The sequence below is a fragment of the Kitasatospora sp. NEAU-CNBT7 genome (assembly GCF_057220535.1).
Genome location: NZ_JBXQQB010000004.1, coordinates 307561 through 331930, shown reverse-complemented (window position 1 = coordinate 331930; position 24370 = coordinate 307561). Strand labels below are relative to the sequence as shown.

General features: G+C 73.9%; 14 protein-coding genes and 1 pseudogene. 8 read left to right on the top strand and 7 right to left on the bottom strand.

Translation table 11 applies throughout. The features are described 5' to 3' along the window. Window positions 1-29 precede the first annotated feature (29 nt). On the bottom strand, window positions 30-6374 hold the full coding sequence (locus AC2TEW_RS08130) for a protein kinase domain-containing protein (RefSeq protein WP_484622665.1): 6345 nt from the start codon (window positions 6372-6374) through the stop codon (window positions 30-32). A 293-nt stretch (window positions 6375-6667) separates the two neighbouring features. Between AC2TEW_RS08130 and AC2TEW_RS08125 the strand changes: the two genes are divergently transcribed. From AC2TEW_RS08125 to AC2TEW_RS08110, 4 genes and pseudogenes are all read left to right on the top strand, one after another. Further along, on the top strand, window positions 6668-8368 hold the full coding sequence (locus tag AC2TEW_RS08125; RefSeq protein ID WP_484622664.1) for an N-6 DNA methylase: 1701 nt from the start codon (window positions 6668-6670) through the stop codon (window positions 8366-8368). 430 nt (window positions 8369-8798) lie between these two features. After that, window positions 8799-9176, top strand: a complete 378-nt coding sequence (locus tag AC2TEW_RS08120) for a hypothetical protein (RefSeq protein WP_484622663.1) — start codon at window positions 8799-8801, stop codon at window positions 9174-9176. 48 nt (window positions 9177-9224) lie between these two features. Beyond that, window positions 9225-9638: a CGNR zinc finger domain-containing protein gene (locus AC2TEW_RS08115; protein WP_484622714.1), complete on the top strand. Its 414-nt coding sequence runs from the start codon at window positions 9225-9227 to the stop codon at window positions 9636-9638. Window positions 9639-9729: 91 nt separating this feature from the next. After that, a pseudogene (locus AC2TEW_RS08110) lies at window positions 9730-9996 on the top strand (flavodoxin family protein); the annotation flags it as partial. Window positions 9997-10090: 94 nt separating this feature from the next. On the opposite strand, the gene AC2TEW_RS08105 reads toward AC2TEW_RS08110, so the two are convergent. The 5 genes from AC2TEW_RS08105 to AC2TEW_RS08085 form a co-directional block, all read right to left on the bottom strand. Further along, the gene (locus AC2TEW_RS08105) at window positions 10091-11065 is read right to left on the bottom strand and encodes a lytic polysaccharide monooxygenase auxiliary activity family 9 protein (RefSeq protein ID WP_484622662.1); all 975 of its coding nucleotides are present in this window, start codon (window positions 11063-11065) and stop codon (window positions 10091-10093) included. A gap of 74 nt (window positions 11066-11139) precedes the next feature. Next, window positions 11140-12861: a PAS domain-containing protein gene (locus tag AC2TEW_RS08100; RefSeq protein WP_484622661.1), complete on the bottom strand. Its 1722-nt coding sequence runs from the start codon at window positions 12859-12861 to the stop codon at window positions 11140-11142. Window positions 12862-12942: 81 nt separating this feature from the next. After that, the gene (locus AC2TEW_RS08095) at window positions 12943-13788 is read right to left on the bottom strand and encodes a peptidoglycan-binding domain-containing protein (protein WP_484622660.1); all 846 of its coding nucleotides are present in this window, start codon (window positions 13786-13788) and stop codon (window positions 12943-12945) included. Window positions 13789-13969: 181 nt separating this feature from the next. After that, window positions 13970-15178: a choice-of-anchor A family protein gene (locus AC2TEW_RS08090; RefSeq protein ID WP_484622659.1), complete on the bottom strand. Its 1209-nt coding sequence runs from the start codon at window positions 15176-15178 to the stop codon at window positions 13970-13972. Window positions 15179-15476: 298 nt separating this feature from the next. After that, a complete protein-coding gene (locus AC2TEW_RS08085; protein ID WP_484622658.1) occupies window positions 15477-16913 on the bottom strand; it encodes a HAMP domain-containing sensor histidine kinase in 1437 nt (478 codons plus the stop codon). Between the two features lie 185 nt (window positions 16914-17098). On the opposite strand from AC2TEW_RS08085, the gene AC2TEW_RS08080 reads away from it, so the two are divergent. The 3 genes from AC2TEW_RS08080 to AC2TEW_RS08070 all read left to right on the top strand — a co-directional run bounded on the left by AC2TEW_RS08080 (window position 17099) and on the right by AC2TEW_RS08070 (window position 20221). Then, on the top strand, window positions 17099-17659 hold the full coding sequence (locus AC2TEW_RS08080; protein WP_484622657.1) for a hypothetical protein: 561 nt from the start codon (window positions 17099-17101) through the stop codon (window positions 17657-17659). A 251-nt stretch (window positions 17660-17910) separates the two neighbouring features. Then, window positions 17911-18870 (top strand): hypothetical protein, encoded by a 960-nt coding sequence (locus AC2TEW_RS08075; RefSeq protein WP_484622656.1) that lies wholly within the window; start codon window positions 17911-17913, stop codon window positions 18868-18870. Between the two features lie 568 nt (window positions 18871-19438). Further along, the gene (locus AC2TEW_RS08070; protein WP_484622655.1) at window positions 19439-20221 is read left to right on the top strand and encodes a response regulator transcription factor; all 783 of its coding nucleotides are present in this window, start codon (window positions 19439-19441) and stop codon (window positions 20219-20221) included. Between the two features lie 115 nt (window positions 20222-20336). Here the strand turns inward: AC2TEW_RS08070 and AC2TEW_RS08065 are convergent, their stop codons facing one another. Next, window positions 20337-23186, bottom strand: coding sequence for a helix-turn-helix transcriptional regulator (locus AC2TEW_RS08065; RefSeq protein ID WP_484622654.1), 2850 nt, complete (start codon window positions 23184-23186; stop codon window positions 20337-20339). Between the two features lie 338 nt (window positions 23187-23524). Between AC2TEW_RS08065 and AC2TEW_RS08060 the strand changes: the two genes are divergently transcribed. Next, window positions 23525-24322 carry a DUF6426 family protein gene (locus AC2TEW_RS08060; RefSeq protein WP_484622653.1) on the top strand — a complete coding sequence of 266 codons (798 nt, stop codon included), beginning with the start codon at window positions 23525-23527 and terminating at the stop codon, window positions 24320-24322. Window positions 24323-24370 lie beyond the last annotated feature (48 nt).

Below are 24370 nucleotides of genomic sequence, written 5' to 3'. Positions count from 1 at the left end.
TCGACGCCGGGGCTGCCGGCAGGGGTGGGTCAGCGGGTGCGGAAGTAGCCGGCGTTCTTCTCGACGAGAGTGTCCCAGTCCGCCCCGGCAGGGAACCGCAAAACGTCCCAGCCGTTGTCCTCCAACCGGCCCACCGCGTCGGCGTCGCGGGTGGCGTCGTCGCTGTGGAAGGGTCCGTCGACGAACACCGCCACGCTGCCGCCGTCGACGCGGAAGATCAGGTCGGGGCGGGCCGCGGCCTCCGGGACGAAGGCGGACACCTCGTCCGGCAGCCGGTGCCCCTTGGCCTTCAGCCAGCCGAGGAGATCGCCGGCCGCGACCAGCTCGGCGAGGTCGGCCTCCAGCGAGGTGACAGTCTCCGGTGTGGCGCCGGTCACCGAAGGCTCGGTCCCACCCTCCACCGCGGCAGCGGCCTGATCGGCCGCCAGACGGTGGAACTGTTCGGTCCGCGACTCCCCGCGGGCCGCCCGCTCGGTCTCGGCGGTCGCGAGCCGCAGCAGCAGCGGGCCGGCCGCGTGGCGGCTGAGCTTCTGGTGGTGGGTCTGGTTCCCGTACGTCAGGAGGCACTCGTAGCAGCCCCGCGCGCACTCCCGGTCCTCGTCCGGACCGCCCTGGTCGACTCCCCGCTGGTCGAAGTGGCAGATCTTCAGGGCGGTGCGGGCGGCCTTGGCGAGCGCGTGCCGGTCGTGCTGGAGCCGGCGCAGCACACCGGCGCCGCCCTCCGCTGCCTCGGTGAAGAGGATCCGGCGGCGCGGGCCGTCGTCCGGGGGCAGGAGTTCGGCGGTCAGCTCGGCGTCCTCCAGCTCGAAGGCGGCCTCGATGCCCCGCTCCAGGGCGTACATGAACGACAGTGCGATCGGCTCCGGCTGCGCCTCGTCGAGGGTGACGACGAGGATGTTGCGCCGATCCTGGACATACGGCAGGACCCGCTTCTTGCGGCGCTTCTCGTTCCCGTCCTCGTCGGCGACCGGCATGCCGGTGCCCTCGATGGCGTCCGCCGCGGCCTTGTCGTTGAGCCAGCGGCCGTCGCCGAGGTCGAGCCAGTAGCCGTCCGGCTCGTTCTCCTTGTCGCGGACCCGTCCCAGGTTGGTGATGCGGACGGTGGCGGAGTCGCCGTAGTCCAGGGCGAGCACCGGGGTGTCATCGGCGTCGCTGACGTGCGAAGTGAGGCGGCCCTTGCGGATGCCGTGGTCCTGGAACGCGTAGGAGGTCTCCAGGCGGAAGCCGGCCCGGCGCCGCTCCTCCTCGTCGGAGGAGATCCGCTCACGGGGGGTGGTGTAGACGGTGTGCAACTGCAGCAGGTTGCTGCGCTTGACGGGCAGGGGTTCCTTGCACATCTCGCAGAGGTTGCTGCCGACCTGGACCTCGTGGTGGTAGCCGCAGCCGCCGCAGCGCCTGGACTCGGCCGTCGCCAGATCACCGGAGGCGTCCGGCGGGAGCTGGATCCGGGTCACCTGGTACCGGGAGCCCTCGTGGTAGATCAGCGCGCCTGGGCCGAACTCACGGATCGCGAGGAAGCGGGGACGCTGGAGGTAGTCGCCGTCGCTGTTGCGGCGGTTACCGGAACGCGGGATGTAGGCGGCCAGCGGCAGGCGGGGGAAGCTGTAGCCGGGCAGGAAGCCCTCGGAGGCAAGGTAGCGGTACGGGTTGAAGTCGCTCATGACCGACTTGGCGTCCGTGGAGCGGTTCAGCAGCAGGTCGCGTTGCGTCTCGGCCTCGCGGCGGCGCGAACGGGCGCGCGACTGTTCACCGTTGCTCAGGCTGGTGTCGACGACTCGCCGGTTCTGCTCGTACTGGTCGAGCACGGCGGCACGGAACAGGTCCCGCCACCGTTCGAATGCCTCGTCGAAGGCGGCGGGGGCCTTGGCGACATGGTCCTCGATCCAGGTGTCGTACCACCAGGTGGTGTCCGCGAAGGCGGTGATCAGCGGCGTAAGGACGGTACGGGCGGCCGCGACGGTCCGGAGCCGGGCGTCCTCGTCGAGGGACAGGTCGCGGATGTCGGGGCGCAGCGGCAGCGGCATCTCGGGGTCGGGGCGTTCCTCCCCGTCGGGGTCGTAGGTGACGTCGATGACGTCCGGGACGGCGCGGCCCAGCCGCATGGCCGTTTCGGCCAGCCAGATGCCCTGCAGGTGGGAGCGGACCAGGTCCTCGTTGGCCAGGTCCAGGCGCGGCGGGACGACCTGCCCGGCGACCATCGCCTGCGAGTGGCGGAAGTAGTACTGGTCGTGGCTGTTGCCCGTTGCGCAGTAGGTGGTGACCAAGGCGGGCTGCCCGGACCGGCCGGCCCGGCCGGAGCGCTGGGCGTAGTTGGCCGGCGTGGGCGGCACGTTGCGCATCATGACGGCGTTGAGCGAGGAGATGTCTACGCCCAGCTCCATCGTGGGGGAGCAGTACAGCAGCGGCAGGGCGGCGGTGCGGAAATCCTTCTCGCGCTGCTCGCGCTCCTCCGGGGTGACCTGTGCGGTGTGCTCGCGGGCGAAGAGCCCGGCGAGGCCGGCCGCGGCGTCCTGGTAGAGGCGCCGGAAGAAGGGGTTGACGCGCGGGCCCTCGCCGCGGTTGTAGGTACGGGTAAGCGGATCGATGGCTCCGGTCTCGCCGGTTCCCGCACGCCAGACCAGTACGGCCGCGGACACCCGGTAGCCGGTTCGCTTCTCGGCGGGGCGGCGACGGAAGGCGGGGCCGGAGGTCTCGGGCACGACCTCCACCTCGCGTACCAGCTCCCTGGCGCACAGCACCTTCAGCAGGTCCTCGATGACCTTCTGGAGCCCGGCCACGTCGAGGGCGCGGAAGGCCGGTGCCGTGCGCCTGAGGTACTTGCCGAACTTGCCGCGTGCGGACAGGAACAGCGCGGTGCGCTCCATGCCGGGCTTGGATGCGGTCGGGTAGGCGGTGCCGATGCCGGGCTTGTCGCTCTCTGCCAGCACCCAGGGGCCGGTCAGCCTTTCCTCGCTGGCGCGCTGCAGGCTGTCGAAGTCGTCGCGGAAGTACTGGACGTCGATGGCGAGGGCCCGGCGCAGGTAGTCGAGCAGGGCGCGGGCCACCTCGCTGCGCAGGGCTGGCTCGGCCTCGCGCAGGGCCTCGTGCGCGGTGTTCCAGTCGTCCTGGTGAGCGGCGATCCAGTCCAGGTCCTCGTAGTCGATGCGGAGCAGGCCGGTCTGTTCCAGGTTGGGCATGGTGATGCGCCAGCCGCGTTCCAGGTCCCGGTAGAGGCGGTAGCCGACGACATCGCGGAACGTCTTACCGGCCCGCCGTTCCAGCCCGGGCGCCATGGCCGGATTGCCGGTGTACTCGCGCGGGGCGAGCCCCATGACGTCGGTGACCGCCTGCGCCAGGTCGTCGTGGCGCAGCCCCTCCTCCCCGGCCTGCAGCGCTGCCCGGTACAGGGCTCCGCGCAACTGCGTGACCTGGGCGAAGTCGTTGAAGTGACCGGCCTGGAGGGAGGCGTCCTGCCGGTTGTCGACGAAGGTGAGCAGCTTGCGGGCCTCCGCGGACAGCACCTCCTCCGGCACGGTGCGCAGCGACTTCACGATCGACGCGGAGATCACGGACGTCGCCGAGGAGCGGCCCTCCTGGTCGAGGGTCGCCAGTTTGGCGAAGTCCCGGCCGCGGGTCTGCTCGTAGGAGATCTGGCAGTGCAGGCAGAAGAGGAACGGGGCGGGCACGAACGCGGCGACCAGTCCCTCGCTCGATTCGCCGCCGTGCGGGTCGACCACTACGCGCTGCGGTACCCGCGGCCGGTAGGACCTCTTCACCACGGTGGCGCCGTTGGCGTCCGGCTCCAGCCACGACTCGGGGAGCCGGCGGTCGTCGACCGCGCGCTGAGGGTCGGCCGGCCACTCGTAGTCCTCGCCCGGCACGCCGATGTAGAGGTAGCCCTCGCCCGCGCGCCCGCCGGAGGCGGAGGTGTCACGCCGCGGCTCGTAGCGAACCGTGCCGTCCTCGGTGGTGCGCCACACCGTGACGTACTCCTGGCCGCACTCGCGGCAGAACGCCAGCGGGAAGAGCGGCCGGCCGGCGCCGCCGTCGCGGGCGGCCAGCTCCAGCTGGTAGGTGCGGGTCAGCGGCCGGTTGAGCGGGTCTTCCAGGGTGGTGTAGACGGTGTCGCCCTTGGACAGGAACTGGTGCAGGCGGAACGCGAACAGCGGCCGCTCGGTCACCGGGTGCTTGGCCTGCGAGCCGGCCTCCAGCGTCGCCCTGATCGCCTCCCGGATGGTCTCCTCGCGGATCCCGGACACCGCGGCGAGCTCGGACGCGGCTTCCTCGATCTTGTCGGGGGAGCGGCGGCGCAGACGGCCGGTCCCCTCCTCGTACTCCAGCCCGAACCGCGACTCGATCCAGCGGGCCAGCGGGTCCTTCGTCAGTGCCTCGTACCCGCGGGGCGCGGCGACGGCCCGCAGCCGTTCGGCCGGGACGGTCGCGGGCGGCTCCCCGGTGGCGCGGACGAGCGTCTCGCCGATCACCCGCCTCGCCAGCACGGTCGTGCCGAAGAGTCGGCCGGCCACCTTGGCGACCTCCTGCCGCTGCTCCTCCCAGCTGCCCTCCGTCGACATGGTCGCGGACGTGCCGATGCACTGGAGCGTGTCCGCCACCCGGCATGCCTCGCGGACCCGGCGGATCAGCAGGGTGACGTCGGCTCCCTGCCGGCCGCGGTAGGTGTGCAGTTCGTCGAAGACCAGGAACTGCAGGCCCTCGGCCATGCGGATCAGGCTCTTCCGGTCGTCGGGCCGGGTGAGCATCAGCTCCAGCATCACGTAGTTGGTGAGCAGGATGTCCGGGGGGTTCCTGCGCAGCTCCTCGCGCTGCTCCTCGCTCTCCTGGCCGGTGTAACGGCCGAAGGTGACCGGCTCGTTGCCCTTGCCGAATCCGTACCGCAGGTACTTCTTCAGTTCCCGGCGCTGGGAGTTGGCGAGCGCGTTCATCGGGTAGACGACGATCGCGCGCACCCGCCTGGGTGCACCCGGCCGCTCGATCGCGCGCTCCTTGAGCACCCGGTCGACGATCGGGACGATGTAGGAGAGCGACTTGCCGGAGCCGGTGCCCGTGGTGAGCACGTAGGAGTCGCCGGCCTGTGCAGCCTCGATCGCCTCGCGCTGGTGGCGGTGGAGTGTGAGCGGCCGGCCGTCGGGGCGCGGCGAGGTCTTCTTCTTGTCCGCCTGGAAGATCTCGGCGCACTTCGGGTCGAGGACGTCGTCCCGTACGAGGTCGGTGACCTGGCCCCCGTCCGCGAAGAAGGGGTTGAGGGAGAGCCACGGGGCGGGCCACTGCGACTTGCCCGCCAGATCGTCCTCGATGAAGCCGGCGATCCGGCTGTCCCGGACGTCGGCGGCCCCCTTGGTGAAGCGCTCGTACTCGTCGATCAGGGTCGCGTGGATGCCGAACACGTCCATCGCGTCCGACCTCCGGCGCGGCGGACGCGGAACCGGGACGGGGGCTGCCGGTACCGGTTCGGGGAAGTCGGCGCGCAGCCGCTCGACCGGGTCCATCGCCGTCCAGTGCGGGGCGAGCAGGGCAGAGGTCTCGTCCGGGGCCAGGGCGAGCGGGACCAGCGCCTCGCGGACCAGGGTGGCGTTCTCGGGCCGGTTGGCCTGGTCCTTCTCCAGGAGTCGGGAGACGAGTCGCACCAGCTGGGGAGGCAGGTCCGGGCGGACGACCGTGAGCGACGGCGGGGCGTCGTGCTGGTGCTGCTCGGCGAGGCCGAAGGGCGTCGTGGCGGCGAAGGGTGGCTTGCCGATCAGCAGCTCGTACAGGATGCAGCCCAGCGCGTACAGGTCGGCCGGTGCCGTCACCTGCTCGGCCCGGAACTGCTCCGGAGCCATGTAGCGGGCGGTGCCGACGCCCACCCCGGTGCTGGTGAGCCGCGTCCGGTCGGGGTCGTCGACGATCCGGCCCATGCCGAAGTCGAGGATCTTGACCGTGCCGTCGTGGGTGAGCATCACGTTGGCCGGCTTGAGATCACGGTGGACGATACCGGCTGCGTGCGCCGAGGCCAGGCCCGCCGCGATCTGCGCGGCGATGGCGGCGGCCCAGGAGACCGGGAGCTGCGGCTCCTCCTCGATCAGGTCGTCGAGCGGGCTTCCGTCGAGCAGCTCCATCACCAGGTACGGCAGGCTGCCGCCGGTGGCTGGAGTGTCCACACCTCCGGCGATGAGCCGGGTCAGATTGGGGTGGCGGGGCGAGAGACGGCGCATGATGTCCACCTCGCGGCGGAACCGCTCGACGTCCTTGCTGTCCTGGGACGCGTCGATCGCGAGCCCGGTCCGGCTGCGCAGGATGGTCTTCAGAGCGACTTCCCGCTCCGGTGAGCTCTCCGGGGCCTCGAGGTCGACCGCCCGGTGGACCTCTCCCATGTTGCCGCGGCCGACGGGCCCCACGACGCTGAACCTGTTCGCGACCTTCCCCAGACCCACTCGCGCTCCCCTGCCTCACGTGTTTCAGTCTCGTTGTGCGTCGTGCGCGGCAGGCGGACGTCCTGCTGTCTGCCAGCCTACTGGACAACCTGTGCACAAAATCAAGAATGCGTTGACCGTGTCAACTTACTTTAGTGATGGGATCTCATTTCATCTGCACACTGCCGGCGCCCTTGGGGGGCGGATCCATGCGTGAGTGATGTCAACACACCCATGCGCCCCTGTGAATGCGGGCATCTGCGTGTACGGTGGCGGCCATGGAAGACCCAGCTGTGCCCCGACCGGTCCCCGGCGACGTACAACCAGCCACGCTGGTCACCAGTGCCGAGATCGCCCGCCTTGCCGGCGTCACCCGAGCTGCGGTCTCCAACTGGCGGCGGCGCTACGAGGACTTCCCGCCGGCCGCGGCCGGGAGCGTCTCGAGCCCGCTCTTCGACTGGCCCGCCGTGCAGGAATGGTTGCGTCGACGTGACCGGCACCAGGACGTCTCCCTGGAGGTCCAGACCTGGCAGGCGCTGCGCGCCGCTTACGGCGACGCCACGGTCGCCGGCGTGGCTGCCGCAGCGAGGCACTTCACACGTCTGAGTTCCTTCGGAAGCGCCCCTGCGGACGCGGACCACCAATTGCCCGCTGCGGTGCGGGCCCTGCTCGACCGGTTCGCCGAGGAGTCGGATCCGAACGCCGCATTGCGCGCGCTCACCGACCGGATGGCCGACTCCGCTCGTCGCGCCGGGTCCGACCAGGTCACATCCCCACTCATCGTCCGGGCGGTCGGCCACTTCGCGCCGGAACCCCAGCCGGGCTGGACCGTGTTCGATCCGGCATGTGGCATCGGAGCCCTGCTCCTCGCGCCAGGATCCGGACCCGATCTCATCCGAATCGGCCAGGACAGTGACGCCGACGCCGTGGACATCGTCCTCGCCCGCTCCTCGCTCGCCGACTACGGTGATGTCCGGGTCTCCCATGGCGACTCCCTGCGGGCCGACCGCCACCCGGGGCTCGCCGCCGACCTGGTGCTCTGCGACCCACCCGTCGCCGCTGGGGACTGGGGCCGGGACGAGCTGCTGCTCGACCATCGATGGGAGTTCGGTACCCCGTCCCGCGCAGAGGGCGAACTGGCCTGGCTCCAACACGCGTATGCGCACACTGCGCCCGGCGGCCACGTGCTCATGGTGATGCCCGCCTCCGTTGCCTACCGGAAAGCCGGTCGTCGGATCCGTGCCGAGCTGGTCCGCCGCGGAATCGTCCGCCAGATCGTCGCCCTGCCCGGCGGGGTCGCCTCCGGTCACGTCCTGCCGATCCACCTCTGGACCCTGCGGCGGCCGGAAGAGGGCGAGCCGCGTCCCGACAGTGTCCACCTGATCGACCTGACCGAGAACAACCCCGGTGGCCCGCTGCAGCCGACAGACGCACAGTTCGTCGACGTTCCGCTGGTCGATCTGCTCGACGATGTCGTCGACCTCACCCCCGCCGTCCACCTGCCCACCGTCCGACGCGACCTTGCCCACGAGTACGAACAGGCACGTTCCGCCCTTGCCGACGCCCTCGCCGGGCTGCGCAACCAGCTACCCGAGTTGCACCGTGGCGACGGTGCCGACCTGTGGGACGGCGCCACCGTTACCGTCTCCGACCTCATCCGGGCCGGACTCGTCGAACTGCAGGCCGGCGAACCCCGGGTCATCGGCGGCCAGGTCGACCCCGACTACCTCGACGGGTTCCTCCGCGCCGGCTCCAACGTCCGCCGCTCCACTTCACAGAGCGGCTCCTACCGCATCGACGTCAAGGGCGCCCGCATTCCCCAACGCGAACTCCCCGTCCAGCGCCGCTATGGAACCGCGTTCCGAGCTCTGCTCGAGATGGAGCGCGAGGCCGGACGTGTGGCCGAGGCCGCGCAGAGACTCGCCGACATCGCCCGCGAGGGCCTGGGCAGCGGAAACCTGGAGCCTGGCGGCGGGTGAGGACTGAGACTCCGGGGGCGCAGAAGGGAGCGAGAACCCGGCACTCGAACCGAACGTCAGGTAGCACCGCAGGGGCGCGGTATCCAACGGGCGACGGCGGCGCGTTTGAACATCAGCTCTCGGCTCTGGACATGTGCGGCGTGGTGAAGTACTCGCTGGGCGGCAGGGAATTCCTGCGGATCGAGCGTTCTCCGGTGGCCGTGTACGCGGACGGTGGACACTGCGAACCGACCGACGTGGCCGTGGACCCGTCCACCGGCGACATCTGGTGGACCCCGGTGACTGGCGCACCCCCGCTTGGAACAAGCTCGTGAACGCCACCGGCAAAGTCCGGGAAGGTCGTCAAGGCCGCTCGCTGGAACATGCTCAACCTCCGCCACGACAACCAGAACACCGACGTCAACCAGCCCGCCACTGGCACCGGTGACGGGTGGTCGTCAAGGACCAGAAGCAGGTCACCACGGAGTTGGTCCGCCACCACGAGAAGCCGGAGTGCCCCAAGGGTCACTACGCGGCCGGGTTCGCTTACGGGGAGAGTGCCATCGCTGGTGTGCTCTGCACGCCCGCGGCCGCGTCGCTGCCGAGCACCAACCGGGTCGTCTGGTACGACCGCGGCGACAAGCTCACGGATGCAAGGCGGGGTTACCGTGAGGTTATGAAGGTCGAGGAGCTGGAGGACGGTGGAGCTCCCGGGCTGGGAGAGCTGCTGCCGATAGAGCTGGCCAACGCCACCTACGCGGTGCGCGGGCGCCTTGTCGACGGGCTGCAGACCGACGGGCTGCAGACCGTCGGGCACGTGGCCGCGTGATTCCGCGACAACCGGGACCGGTTCGTCGAGCCGTGCACGGACGCCGATCTGCTGGGCGTCGGCGTCGAGGAACTGCGCACCGCGCGGGCCCTGCGGGACGCGATTCGCGACCTCGCGGGTGTCGTGGTCCGGGGTGGCGACGTGCCGTCGGGCGCGGTCGAGGAGGTCAACCGGCAGGTCCATGCCGCGGCCCGTTGGCGGGAGCTGTCGTGGGGGGAGCGCCCGTCGGCCCTCGCGCGGAGTGCGACGCCGCCCGTCACCACGGGCCTCGCCGAGATCGCCAAACAGGCGGTCGACCTGTTCACCGGTGACCAGGCTGCCGAACTGCGGGCCTGCCAGGCCCCCGGCTGCGTCCTGTACTTCGTCAGGAACCATCCACGCCGTGAGTGGTGCTCCGCCGGTTGTGGGACCAGGGCCCGCGCGGCCCACCACTACGAGCGGACCAGGGCGGCCGGGCGCTGACGCCTCGGCGAACGGAGGCGGGGCGGACGTGGCCGGCCCCGGGGGGGGCGTGCGCGGCAGTCGGCCCGGGACGCGCGGACTCCGCGTCGGGTCCGCGCCGCACCTGGGTTACACGATCCCGCCGCAGGCCGACGCGGGATGGATCGGCGCGGCCGGTCCGGGCCCGTCCTACCTCGATCCCGGTTCCGGCGGGCCGGAGAACGAGTTCACCAACCGCAACACCACCTTCATGACCTGGAACCTCCTTCACCTGGCCCGGATGCTCAAGGACGCCGGTGGCATCCCCGCCCACGGCAACCAGCGATCCGAGTGGGACGCCGGCTGCCGCTTCGACTTCGAGAACCCCGAGCACCGCTGACCTTCCGCCCGCGGCCCGCGACCCCACGGAGGGTTCCAGGGTGCGGCCGCCCGCAGGCCGCCCGCAGGCCACGCGCCGATCGTGCCCGAGGCCGTCAGCGGTGGTTGCCCCGGCCGGGGGTTAGGCGGCGGTGGAACAGGATGGTCACTCCGGCGAGTAGGAAGGCGGCGTAGATCGCGATGATCAGGGCGGTCGAGCGGTCCGAGCCGGTCCGGGCGACCTGCTGGGGTGTGTCGAGGGTGGTGGGCGGCAAGGTGGGTGGCGCGGCGGGGACCGGTGGGGTGGAAGCGGACGGCGGGGCCACGCTCGGGCTGGGCGTGGCTGTGGCTGTGGGTGTGGACGTGGATGTGTGGCTGGCGGACGGCGTGGTGCCGTGGTCGTGGCCGGCCGTGGTGGTGGACGGTGCGGCGGTTGGTGCGGTGGCGGCCGTGCCGGTGCCGTCGAAGACGACGTCGGAGCAGGAGTAGAAGGCTTCGGGGCTGTCCGAACGCTGCCAGATGACGTAGATCAGCTGCCGTCCGGTCCGCCCGGCGGGGACCGTGCCGGGGAGCAGGTAGGAGCCGTTCGACAGTTGCGGGTCGGTGGCCGTGAGGAAGGGCTGCGGGTCGAGGTCGGCCCAGGTCAGCGGCTTGGTGGGGGAGTAGTGGGAGTTGGTCAGGAAGAGTTGGAAGGTGCCCTTGTGGGGTGCCGTGGCGCGGAACTCGAAGGTGTAGGGCGCCCCGGACCTCAGGTTGGTGGCGGGCCAGTCGGCGCGTGGCAGGTCGAGTCCCTTGTACATGTCGTTCCCGGCGCTGCAAAGCCGGCCGTCCGGGATCAGCTGGCGGTGCCGTCCGGCCGCGTCGCCGATCCGCAGACTCATCCAGTCGTACAGCGCGGCGGTGCCGCCGGCGGCGACGGCCGCCTGGCAGGCGGCCGATTTGGGGTGTTCGGCGCCCTCCAGGTAGCAGCCCTCCAGCCGGCTGAGCGGCTTCTGGAGCGAGCCGTGCGCCTGGGCGGGCCCGGCGGTGGCGGCCACGGCGAGCGCGGCGATGAGCAGTCCCGGGGCGAGCAGCCGGCGGTACGGGGGCATGGGGTTCCCTTTCGGGGCACGGGCCGGTGGGCGGCGGCGAGGACGGTGGCGAGAAGGGTGAGGGTGGTGGTGCGTCAGACGGGGCGGAGCGCGGCGGCCTCGGGCGGCGGCGCAGCGGCGGCGCGGTGCCGCCCGGCGGCCGAGTCGGGCGCGGCACCGGACGCGATGGCAGGCGCCGGGCCGAGGGCCGGCTGCGCGGGTCGGGCGGGCAGAGCTGCGGTCGTCGAGCCGGCGGGCAGTTCGGGGACGGCCGCGGGCCGGGCGTGCCGGCGCCGCGGGCCCGGGGCGGGCAGCGCGGAGCCGCCGCCCGTCGGCCCGTCGGCGGGGGAGAGGGGCAGGTCGACGATGTAGGTGATGCCCGAGCGGTCGGCCGGGCGACGTGGTTGCAGGACGCCGCCGTGGACCGCGACCATTTCGCGGGCCAGCGGCAGGTGCCCGGAGTCGCCGTCACCGCCCGGGCCGGTGATCTCGATCCGGACGCCGCTGCCGTCCCGTGCGCCGGCCAGCAGGACGGTCGGCGGGTCCTGGCCGGCGGTCCGGTCCCCGGCCGCTCGGTCGGTCGTACGTCCGGCGTCGGCCGCCAAGTGGGCCAGCGCCTCGGCCAGCAGGTACGGGTCGGCGCTGACCTCGACCGCGGCGGCGTGCACCGTGAAGCGCACCCGGCCCGACCCGGCGAGGGAGCTGGCCCGGTCGACGGCGCGGCGCAGCACGTGGCGCAGTTCCACCGGCTCGGCGCGCAGCGGTTCGGTGCGCACCGGTTCGGCGCGCAGCGGTTCGGCTGTCCCGGCGGGCGGCGGGCAGTCGGCGAGGGCCTGTTCGAGCAGCTCCCGCGAGCTGGCGAACTCGCTTGCCAGCTGTCGCAGTTCGCCGATCGCCTCGGGCCACAGCCGGGACGCCGGGTCGTGCGCGAGCCGGGTCAGCCGGTCGGCGAGGAGGGCCGTGGAGGGGCCGAGGCGCTCGCGCAGCAGGGCGGTCAGGTGGGCGCGTTCGGCGGCGGCGGCCAGTTCCCGGCTCCGGTCGGTGAACGCCATCATCGCGCCGACCACCCGTCCGTCGACGTGCACCGGCACGGCGTGCAGGTCGACGGCGACCGGGAGTCCGTCGCTGCGGCGGAGCAGTGCGGTTCCGCCGCAGCGGCGGCCGGTGGCGAGCGCGGTGAGGAGCGCGGGCGGGGCGGTCGGCGGGAGGACGGGCGGGGTGGTGGGCGTTGCGGGGTACAGCAGAAACTGCAGGGGCCGGTCGGAGATCTCGTCGGCCCGGTAGCGCAGCAGGCGCAGCGCGGCCGGGTTGGCCAGAACCAGGCGCCCGTCGGTGTCGACCCCGAGGAGGCCTTCGGAACAGGTGCGCAGCACCGTCTCGGTCTCGGCCCGCAGCCGGAGCAGTTCGCGGTGGGTGCGCCGGCTGTCCGTCAGGTCCCGGGTGCTCAGCAGGAGCAGGCCGGTGGGGGCGTGGTCGGCGGACGGCAGCAGCAGGGCGGCCGGGCCGCTGTCGAGTTCGCTGGTACGGACCTCGGCGGGGAAGGCGGTGCCGTCGGTGCGGCGGGCGGTGGTCCGGACGGTCTCGGCGGGGCCCGGTCCGTCCGCAGGCCGCATCGAACCGGGGATGCGGCGCGGGTCCAGACCGGGCAGCAGATCGAGGACGCCCAGGCCGACCAGGACCGTTCCCGGGGCCTGGAACGCCTGGTGGGCGGGGGAGTTGGCGGCGAGCACGGTGCCGTTGCTGTTGATCAGCAGGACCGGGTCGGGCAGGGCGTCGAGAACGGCGGAGAGCAGGTCGCCGGGCAGGGGTGCGTTCACGGTGTCCGTCCCGTCGGAGGTCGGTGGGTCGGTGGGTCGGTCAATCGGGAGGTCGGGAGGTCAGGAGGGGAGGGCGGTCGTTCAGCAGCGCGGCACGGCGGCCTCCAGCGCCGCCCGGGTGGCCGGGCCGTACGTGCCGTCCTCGCCGCGGATGCCGGCGCCGCGCTGGAAGGAGGTCAGGATGGACCTGGTCCAGTCGTCGAAGGTCCCGGTGATGGTGCGGTAGCGGGACGGTGCGCAGGCCAGGTCCAGCAGCAGGGTCTGCAGGTGGCGTACCTGGGGGCCGCTGTCGCCGTACCGGAGGACCGGGCCGGTGTCGGTGGTGGGCGTCGGCGGGCGGCTGCTGGGCGGGGCGGCCGTGGGTGTGCTCGGCCCGGCGGACGGCGTCGCGGGGGTGGTTGGGCGTCCGGTCGGGGTGGTCGGGGTGCGGGGGGTGGCCGTCCGGGGGCGGGTGGGGCCGCTCGCTGTGGCGGTGGGGCTTCCGGTGGTGTCCGGCGGGGCGGACGGTACGGGCGGTGCGGCGGTGGTCGCGGGGGCGGGGCCGGTCGGTTGGGGAAGGAGTTCCAGGGCGGGTGGTGCAGGGTCGGCGCGGTCGGCGTGCGGCGGGGCCAGCAGGGTGGTGCCCAGGCCGCCGCCGCACACCGCCAGGACGCACGAGGAGATGAGCAGCACACCGGCGCGGCGCGCGGTCCAGGCCCGGAGCCGGTGTGTGCCGCTCTGCCGTCCGACGCCGCCCTGCCGCTCGACGTCGCCCCGCCGGTCGACACCGGCCGTGAGCGCCCGCGCCGGGCTGATCGCGTACTCGCCCAGGCTCGCCGCGCGGCCCGGATCGGGAACCTGGGGGGCGGCGAACTGTGCAGGAGAGGAGGGGAGTTCGGAGTGGCGGGCGGGTGGGGCGTACGGGCGCACCAGCGGGACCGGTTCCACGGGTGCAGGTGTGGGTGCGGGGGCGCAGTGGCACGCGTCGCCGGTCCGTGGTGAGCCGCAGTCGGTGCAGCGCGGGTACGACATGGTGCGGTCCCTCCGGGACGGGCGGTCGGGGCGTCGGGGGAAGGAGGTGCGGGCGCGGCGTCCGGGGGGTGTTGCCGCGCCCGCGGTCGATGGGCCGTCAGTTGCCGCGACGGCGACGGCGGCGGGTGACCACCAGGAGGGTGCCGCCCGCGGCGACCGCGGCCGCCCCCGCGCCGGCGAGGGCGAAGGTGCCCGTGGAGCCGGTGAAGGCGAGCGAGGTGCCCGGGGTGTGGCCCCCGGGGGCGCCGGGCGAGGCGGACGGGGCGGGGGCGCCGGGCGTGGCCGGGTGCGGGGTGGTGGGTGTCGGGGACGGCTTGTGCCCGGTGGGGGTGCTGGGCGTGGGGGAGGGAGCGGTACCGGGCGTGCTGGGGGACGGGGCGGGGCTCGCCGGGGTGCTGGGCTGCGGCGCGGGCGTGGGGGTGCAGGAGAATGCCGGGGCGCCGGTCCAGGGGTAGTTGTGGCTCTCGTTGCCGGAGCCGTGGGTGTGGATGTCGCCGCCGACGTACACCCGGCCGTTGGTGCTGGCGGTCAGGTCGGCGGACGCCTTCGGGGCCAGCAGCGAGCCGATGAAGTTGCCGCCGCCGCCGAGCGTCAGCTTCGGCGTCTCCCGCAGGTTGTAGAGCACCTTGGCGGAGGCCTCCCCGAAGTGCGCGGAACTGTACAGGTCGACCCGGTCGCCGTTGTAGCCGACCGCCATCGGCGAGATCGACACCGGGTGCGTGCCGGTGACGTTGACCACCACCGAGGCGTCCGCCGGGATCGACTCGAAGAGGAAGGTGGAGGCGCCGTCCAGGTCCGCGGAGGCGATCTCGAACACCTGGAGGGTGCCGTTGGACGGGCCGGTGCTGCGGAAGGTCACCGACCCGCCGGACACCGTGGTGGTGCCGGTGGGCTTCAGCGCGCCGAGTGCGGCGGACTGGGCCTGCAGGGTCGCGCCGAAGCCGGCGTACGGGTCGAGCGCGGCCGCCGGGCCGTCGCCCGAGCGGCGCTCCCCGCCGTTGGTCTGCAGGCTGCCCTGTTCGTCGATGCGGCCGCCGGCCCGGACGCCGCCGCCGTAGCCGGGACCGGTGATCAGCCCGGAGCCGACGTCGACGGTGGTGCCCTTGGCGATCCGCAGGTTCCCGCCGACGGCCAGCATCACCTGGCCGGAGGCGGGCAGGATGCCCGAACCCGCGCCGACCCGGCCGACGTTGAACACTCCGCCCGGGCTCTTGGCGAAAGTGGCGTCCCCGGCCACCACCAGCAGGCCCTCCGCCTCGGCGGCCCCGCCGTCGACGGTGTAGCCGCCGCCGGCGAAGAGTGCCACATTGCCGTCGGTGAATTTCGGGTCGTGGCCGATCGGCGGGAACTGGCCGGCGCCTGGGCAGGCGGCCGACCGGCCGCCGCCCGGAACGGGGTCGGCCGCCTGCGCCGGACCGGCGAAAAGAATTCCCGCACAGGCCGTCGTGGCGAGCGCCGCGGAAAGCGGCACGGAAATGCGGACGAGGTTTATGGTTCCGGTCTTCACGGCACCGGACTCTAACAGCGCTTCGGCTGCCGGAAAGCGACTCGATAACGTTCCTGCAACGGATGTCTTAACTCGTTTCCCGCCGTCTTTAAAGAAACTACAACTCGCCGCGCCGGGGCAGTCCGAAGGCCGCGCCGGGCTCGGCCTGACGGCCCGTACTGCCCGTACTGCCCGTACTGCCCGCGCGGCCCGGACGGCGCCCGCGCCGCCGGGCGCCCGGCCGCCGCCGCGGCCCGGCCGGGGCGATGAACAGCTCCGGGGCGGGGCCGGCCGGCAGCGTCAGTTCGACCTCCGCGCCGCCGAGCGCGGCCCGGCCCAGGCGCAGCCCGCCGCCCGCGTCCTCGGCCACCCGCCGGACGATGTCCAGGCCGAGCCCGGTGGAACCGTCCCGCTCCGCGCCGTGGCCGCGGCGCAGCGCGGCCTGCGGGTCGGCGAGGCCCGGACCCGCGTCGCCGACCGTGATCACCACCCGCTCGCCGGTCCGCAGCGCCACCGCGAAGCCGGTGGCCGGCGGGGTGTGCCGGAAGACGTTGCCGAGCGCCGCGTCCAGTGCGGCGGCCAGGTCCGCCCGTCCCACCGGCACCGCGGCCGGTCCGGGGTCGGCCGTCCAGTCCCAGCGGCGGCCCTGGTCCTCGGCCAGTGCCGACCAGAACGCCATCCGTTCGCCGAGCACCTCCGCGGCGTCGCACTGCGCCGGTTCGCGCCGCTCGCTGCCGGCCCGTGCGCTGGTGATCACGGAGTCGACCTCGCGCTCCAGCCAATCGGCCACCTCGCGGGTCTGGTCGGCCATCGGGCTGTCGTCGAGCGCGGTCGCGGTGAACCGCAGCGCCGTCAGCGGGGTGCGCAGCCGGTGCGACAGGTCGGCGGCGAACTCCCGCTCCGCGGTGATCATCTGCCGCATCCGCCGGGCCATCGCGTTGAACGCCAGCCCCACCTCGCGCAGTTCGTACGGCCCGCGGGTGTCGGCGACCGCGTTCAGGTCGCCCGAGCCGAGCGTCCGGGCGACCGCCGCGAGGTCGCGGGTGGCGCCCACCAGCCGGGCCGCCAGCCGGTCCGCGACCAGGCTGGAGATCAGCACCAGGCAGGCGGCCACCCCGCCGAGCACCAGCCAGGTGCTCCACAGGCCCCGGGTCAGGTCGGCGTCCAGCAGGTACACCTCCACCACGGCGACCTCCCCGGACTCCACCACCACCGGCCGCAGCACCGCGTACCCGCCCGGCACCCGCGCGGTGTACGAGCGGCCCTGCCGGGCGGCGGCCCCCACCTGCGCCGGGTCCGCGTGCGGCGCGCCGACCGCGGCCCGGGACGGCAGATGGACCGCGATCCGGTCCGCCCGGCCCGCCGGGATGCTCGCCAGCGCCCGCCGCAGCTGCTCCTGCTCGACCGTCACGACCAGCACCGGCTCGATCGCGGCGGCCTGCTGCTCGGCCTGGGTGAACGCCCGCTCCCGGGCGAACTCGCGGACCGTCAGGGCCAGCGGGATCAGGAACGCCAGGGCGACCATCGCCGCCACGGCGACCGCGAACCGGGCCATTCCGCCCCTCACCGGAGCCGCACCCGGGGTATTCCCCGCCACGTCCGAGACATATTCCCACCTGCGATCCGAGAGCTCCGGGTATCGCAGGATGAATACACCACCGGATACCCTCGGGGCCACTTCTCCCCGGAAGTCCGACCTCGGTGTCCGTATTCCCGCTACCGTGGTGCAGGATGGCGGCCATGCGAATCCGGACCATGGCGACGGCGTGGCTCGCCGCCACCGCGGCGGCGGCTGCGATTTCCTGGGCGGGCGTCAATCTGGTGCTGCGGGAGGCGGTCTTCGGGTCGCCGGACGCGGTGTTCGTGCCGGACCGGACGAGCGCCCACCCCGGCGCCCTGCCGCCGGTCCCCGCCGCCGCGGCCGCGCCGTCCTCGGGCCGTCCGGCGGCGCCGTCGACCGCGGCGCCCAGGAGTACCGGCCCGTCCGTCCCGGCCGCGAGCAGCCCGGCCGCCGGCACCCGGACGGCCACCGCCCCCGCGACGGCCACCGCCACCGCCCCCGCGACGGCCGCCGGGCCGGGCGACAACCGGGGCTACACCGTCCGGGGCGGCCAGGTGGCACTGGCCCTCGGCCGCGACGCGGCGACCCTCATCTCCGCCTCGCCCGGTCCGGGGTGGGCCGTCCAGGTGTGGCGCACCGACACCTGGCTGCGGGTCGACTTCACCAAGGACGGCCACACCTCCTCGGTCTTCGCCACCTGGAACGGGCACGCGCCGCTGGTGGAGACCTACGAGCAGTGACCGGCGGCCGGGTCGGACCGGACCGGACTTCGAAGAACTCCCCAACTGTCCCTCAGGAAACCCCAACAGGGCTGCCCGCCGGTCGTCGGGTCCCCTAGCGTCGCTTCCGCCGCCGCGTCTCCCGCGCCGTCGCCGTAACTGCCGTGCCGCCGCCGCACGTTCCGTTCCGTTCGGCTGTTGCACGTTCCGTGTCGCTGTCGCACGTCCGGTTCGACCGGAGGCCCCGCGGAAGCCACACCAGGAAGGACCCCATGTCGCCAGGACCGCGAACCCGTACCCTGATCCGCCTGGGCAACACCGCCCGCGCGCAGCGGATCGAGGCCGACCACGAGGCCGTGGCCCGGGCCGCCGCCGCCCTCGGGATCCCCGCCGAGCAGGCCGAGTTCACCGGGGAGGAGGACGCCTTCGCGGTGTGGTCGCTGCCCCGGGCCGACGCGCTCGCCTATGTGCACCCGCCCGAGCGGGCCTGGCAGGCCCACCCGCTGATGGCCGCCGCGCACCGGGTCCGGGACTGCGGTCTCAACGTGCTGCTGCCGCGGTACGACCGAGCCGTCGCCGGCGGCTCCCGCTTCGTGACCTTCTGGGAGCGCCCCCGGGGCCACCGGGACGGCGGCGACCCGACCGCCGCCGCCTACGCGGCCGCCGCCGTGCACCTGCTGCCCCCGCCCCCGCCGTCCGCGGCGGGCGACCACGACCCGTTCGACGGCCTGCTGGACGGGCTGGAGCGCGTACGGCTGCGGGCCGGCGACGCCGAGTGGATCCGCCAACGGGCGGCCGGGCTCTCCGAGCACTGGCGGCGGCTGGACTGGCCGACCCCGCCGACCACGATCCTGGCGGGCCGGCACCCGGCGATCTGCTACGAACGCCGGGGAACCCGGCAGTTGGTGCTCACCCGGCCGCTGCTGCGCGGGCAGCGCGAATGGGACCTCGCGGCCGCCCGCTGGCGTGCCGACCTGGTGCACGGACACCAGGACGCGTACCGGGAGTTCGCCGCCGCCTACACCCGGTTCAGCCCCGGGCTGCCGTACGGCGGCGACCTGACGCAGTGGGGCGGCTACCCCGTACTGCGGGAGATCCTGGCGCTCGCCGACACCCTCCGCGAGGTGCGCCGGGCCGCGCTCGGCAGCCGGCACCACCGCGAGGCCCTGTACCGCCTCTCCTGCCTGCGCGGGGAGCGCGGACCGGCGCCCTGGCAGTGGACGGTGGGTTGACGGGCCGGTGGGTTGACGGACTGACGGGCTCTGGTGGGCCGGGGAGCCGAGAAGCCGGGGAGCCAATCGGGCGGGGCGGGCGGGGTGGGCGAGCTCCGGGACGGTCCGCTCCGGGCGGCCGCCGAGAGTCGGAGCGGTCGCGGAGCGTAGTCGACGGCGGGGTGGCGGGTGGCTCGCGAACGCGGGCGTGTCCTCTGCCGGTCCGGCCGGACGTACCGGCGGTAACGTGACCATCCGTAGCAAATGATCAAATGCTCAACTGTATGCTGCTTCTCCTGAGCTGCCCTCATGTTTCACTGAGGGTCACCTCGTGCTGCAGGTGCTCCACAGGCCCGGCGGCCGGGTGCCCCGGTGGCAGGACGTGGCCGAAAGAGCAGGTGTGAGCGGCACTCCGGACCGGATGCCGGGGGAGGGGTGATCAGGAGCCGCCGTTCGGTTCCACCAGGCGGTGGACCGGACGATCCCCCGGCATATCGCCGCCTCCGTCCCCCTGCCCCGCCCTGCGGCCCCCCCCCGTGCGCGACCCCGCCGAGGCCGGGGCCCCACCTGCCCACGAGAGAGCCCGAGCATGCCAGACCCCTCCGCGCGGTACCTGCCGGCCCAGGCCCAGACCCAGGCGCCGGCCCCCGCTCCCGTCCCCGCGGTGCCGCACCCCAGCGCGCCGACCGTCCTGGTCGTCGAGGACGACCCGTTCGTCCGTACCGTCCTGATCCGCCATCTGACCTCCGTCGGCCACCCCGTCCGCAGCGTCGGGACCGCGCTCGGCGCGCTGCGCGAGGTCGCCGGGGCGGGCTGCGACCTGGTGGTGCTCGACCTCGGCCTGCCCGACCTGGACGGCAGCGACGCGCTCAAGATGATCCGCAGCGTCACCGACGTGCCGGTGATCATCTCCACCGCCCGCGACGACGAGAACGAGATCATCCGCCTGCTCAACGACGGCGCCGACGACTACCTGGTCAAACCGTTCTCCGGCAGTCACCTGAGCGCCCGGATCGCCGCCGTGCTCCGCCGTTCCGCCGCCGCGGCGCCGCCGACCACCCACCTCCTCCAGGTCGGCCGGATCACCGTCGACACCCGCCGCCGGGAAGCCGCCCTGGACGGTCGACCGGTCGACCTGACCCGCCGTGAGTTCGACCTGCTGGCCTACCTCGCCGCCCGCCCCGGCGCGGTCATCACCCGCAAGCAGATCCTCGCCGAGGTGTGGCAGGACAGCTACGGCAGCGTCCAGACCATCGACGTCCACCTCTCCTGGCTGCGCCGCAAACTCGGCGAGACGCCCACCGCGCCCCGCTACCTGCACACCGTCCGCGGTGTCGGCTTCCGTTTCGAGGCCCCCGCCGACCTCCACTGACGCCCGTCGACCCCCACTGGCGCCGCTGACCTCCACCGACGCCCGGGGGTCCGCCGCCAGGCGGTGGCGATCCTGCGTGGTGCCGGCGGGCGCGGTGCCCGGGGGGCTACCCGGGCTACCCGGAGCCGGGTGGCCCGGTGCGGCGGAGGAGGGCGGTGAGGGCGAGGCGGGAGGGGACGTCGAGTTTGCGGTAGATGCGGGACAGGTGCGTCTCCACCGTGCGGGGGCTGAGAAAGAGCCGTTCGGCGATCTCGCGGGTGCGCAGCGCGGTCGCGGCCAGTTCGGCGATCTCCCGTTCGCGCTCGCTGAGTTGGGCCAGCGGGTGGGCGGTGCGGCGGTCGTCCGGGAGTTCGGCGCGGATGCGGGTGGCGTGCTCGGCGACGAGCAGGGCCGCGTGGGTGCGGGCGATCGCCTCGGCGGTGTCGAGGCTGTCGAGGGCCTCGGCCCGGCCGTGTGCCGCGTGGAAGGAGGGGGCGCCGGTGGCGAGGGTCCAGGCGTACTGGACCGGCATGCCGGCGGACCGGAACGTCTCCGCGGCGCGCGCGAAGAGGCCGGCCGCCGCCTCGTGGTCACCGTCGGCCGCCCGGAGCCGGGCGCGGGCGGACCGTACGTGGGCTTCCTGGACCGGCAGGCCGAGCCGCTCGGCCGCCGCCTCGGCGGTCCTGACCAGGCGCTCCGCCTCCGCGTGGTCCCCGCACTCCAGTGTGGCGGTCGCCAGCAGGGTGAGCAGGAAGGGCCGGGAGAACGGCCGCACCTGCGGCAGCTGCCCGCCGCGCCCGCCGGTCAGCAGGGTCCGCCGGCATCCGGCGGCGTCGCCGGCGAGGAGCCGGGCGTGGGCGAGCAGCCCGGTGGCCGACGCGGTCCACCAGCTGTGGCCGGGCGGGGTGGCGCCGGCCGCCGCCTCGACGAGGGCGACGGCGTCCTCGGCGTACGCCCGGCCGCGGGCCCACAGGAGTGCCGTCGCGCGGATCGCCTGGGCCAGGGCGACGGCGGGTTGCACCCCCAGGGCGCGGGCGAGTTGTTCGGCCGCCAGGGCGTGCTGCCGGGAGGCGTCCAGGTGCCCGGTCCACTGTTCGGCCATGGCGAGTCCGAGGTACCGGTGCAGCAGGATCGGCCGCTGCGGGCCGCTGCGGTCGACGGTCAGTCCCCGGCTCAGGTGGCGGGCCGCGTCGGTGAACCGTTCCAGGTAGAGCTCGGCGCTGCCGAGCAGGGCCAGGGTCTCCGGTGTGCGGCCGGCCAGCGGGTCCGGCAGGGCGTCCACCAGCCGGGCGCAGTGCGTGACGTCGTCGAGGGCGTCGTCCAGGTCGCCGCTGTGGGTGACGCAGAGGGTGTCGAGCACCCGGAGCACGGTGCGGTCCGCCTCGCTGGTGCCGTCCGCCGCGCCCGGTGTCCGGACGGCTTCGCGGAGGAGGTCGCGGGCCTGGTCGTGGGTGCCGCGCAGGACGTGGACCAGCCCGTGCTCGATGATCAGTTCGGCGGCTTCGGCCGGCAGCGGGTCGGGCAGCGGCCGGGGCAGCAGGCCGAGGGCGGCGTCGGCGATGGCGGCCGCCTCGGCGTACCGGCCGAGTTGCCGTTCGGCGCCGACGCAGACGGCGTGGGCCTGGAGCAGGTGCCGCCGGCCGAGCGCCGAGGCCCGGTGCCCGAGCAGTTCGTGGGCGCGGGTGCGGGCCTCGGCCAGTTGGCCGGAGGCGATCAGTGCGCGGCAGCAGGCGAGTTCGAGGTCGTGGCGGACGGTGGGGTCCGCACCGGCGTCGGGCAGCGACTCGAGTGCCAGCCGGAGCCAGTGCGCGGCGGTCGCCGGTTCCTGGGCGGCGATCTCCGCCGCTCCGTCCGCCAGTGTGCGTGCGGCGAGTGCGGCGTCGCTGCCCAGCAGGTGTTCGGCGTGCCGGGCCCGGTCGCGGGCCCGGCCGCCCCGGCCGGTGATGAGGTCGAGGGCCCGGCGGTGGGCGCGCAGGCGGAAGGAGAGCCCGGCGCGTTCATGGGCGACGTGGCCGAGGACGGGGTGGCGGAAGGCCAGCCGGCCCCGCCAGTCGGCCGGGCGTACCAGGTCGGCCCGTTCGAGCTCGGCGAGTGCGTCGAGTGAGGTGTCCGTCCCGAGACCGGAGATCAGGGCGACGTCCTCCGGCCGGAACGGGCTGCCCGCCACGGCTGCCGCCGACGCGGTGAGCACCGCCCGCGGTGAGAGCGCGTCCAACTCCGCCGCCAGCGGCTTGGCTTCGCGCAGCAGCCCGGCGGTGTCGGTACCCGCGCGGTCGGGCCAGTGGTCGGGCTGCCAGTCCGCGGCGACCAGCAGGTGGACGTACCGCGGATTGCCCTCGGCGGCGGCGCACAACCGGGTGGCGAGGGAGTGGAGTTCGGCGGAGGTCCGCGGTCCGGGGCGGTCGGCGGCCGGCCGGTCGGCCAGCAGCGCGGCCACGATGTCGGGGGTGAGCGGCCCCGGTTCGACCCGGGTGACCGTCCCCGCCCGTACCCCGTCGTCCAGTGCTTCGCGCAGCTCGGGTGCGGTCTGCCTGGGGCGGTGGGCGAGGGCGAGCAGGAAGGGAGCCGGCGCCACCGAGCGCACCAGCCGCACGAGCAGTGCCGTCGAGGCCGGGTCGCACAGGTGGACATCGTCCAGCACCACGACGCAGCCGGCCGCCCAGCCGGCGGGCCGGCCGCCGTCCTCGTCGGACCCCTTCCGGCCCCCGCCGGCCGCCCGCTGGCTCTCCCGGGCGTCGCGGAAGACCTGCAGCGGGTCGGTGCCGCCGCGCAGGGCGTGGGCGCGGGCCACCGGGATCCCGCGCTGCGCGGCCAGGCCCATGAGCGCGCCGGCCAGGTGGGTCTTGCCGGTGCCGGGCTCTCCGGCAATCTCGACGACCGGGGCCCGCCCCTGCCCCAGCGCGTCCAGGGCGCGGGTGAGCAGGGCGGCCTCGGCCTCCCGTCCGGCGAGACGCTCGCCGGCAGCCGGTATGGGCACTGCCGTCATGAGCGCCGTCCTCCCTGTCAGGGCACTGTCAGGAGAACCATAGCGACGGGCAACGACAGTCCCTGCCTGCGTTTCTGACGGAGCGTGGCCACCGAGGGGCGGTGTCCGGAAGCGCTTCGAGGCGCGGTCCGCCGCGGTGGCCCGCGGGTGGCGGGGCACCCGTACGGGGATCGGCGCCGGGCGTACGTACCCGGTTACGTGGTTCCCCGGACGTATTCGTACCCGCGTTCGATGAAGCTTGGTCCCGCGCCGACCGTCGGCGGGAAGGGGCGCCGTTGGGCGTGCCCCGGACCGAACGCGGTCGTCCGCTTCCCCGATCCTCCTGACCCGGAGCAGATGTGAAGCTCAGGAACATGGCGATGGCCGCCGCCCTCGGCGCCACCGTCCTCACCACGGTGCCGGCGGTCACCGCACCGTTCACCGCCTACGCCTCCTGCGTCGACGACCACTCCTCGTGCGGCGACGACGACCCGCCGCCCGGCCCCGACCTCCCCGACCCGGACCTCCCCGGCGACCCCGGCTTCCCCGGTGACCCCGGGAGCCCCGGTGACCCCGGCGGCGGTGACTGGGGGCCGGTGACCGGCACCCTGGAGACCGTCATCATCAACGGATCGAACGTCAGCGAGCCGCCGACCGCGGTCGTGCCGGACGCCACGCTGCCCACCGTCGTGGTCTCCGGCTCCGCCACCAGGCCGCCGTCCCCCGCGGAGCCCGGCATCCCCAACGTGAGCTGGGGATCGGGCGGTGGCGGCGGCGGTGGCGGCGAGAACGCGGTCATCCACCGGCAGGGCAAGACCTGGGAGCAGCGCCAGAACTGCTACCGCAACGCCAACACGTTCCCGGAGAAGCACACCGAGACCGTCAGCTACAACGTCTCGTACCAGACCAGCGCGAACATCTCGGCGAAGGCCGGCGACGTGCTCACCGCCGCGCTCGGGACCCAGCTCAACACCACCGTCGGCCGCAGCCAGACCGTCGACGTCACCCTCAACCCGGGTGACAGCTGGGCGCTCTACGTCGAGTACCAGACCACCGTCTGGGCCATCACCACGTACGACTGGCTCAGCCTCTCGTACAAGACCGAGTTCGTGAACGTCACGGCCCCGACGGGTGTCGCGACCGGCCGCGCCTGCTGAGGCCGGTCCCGTCCTGATGCCCCTCCACCGTTCCGGACCGGTGGCACG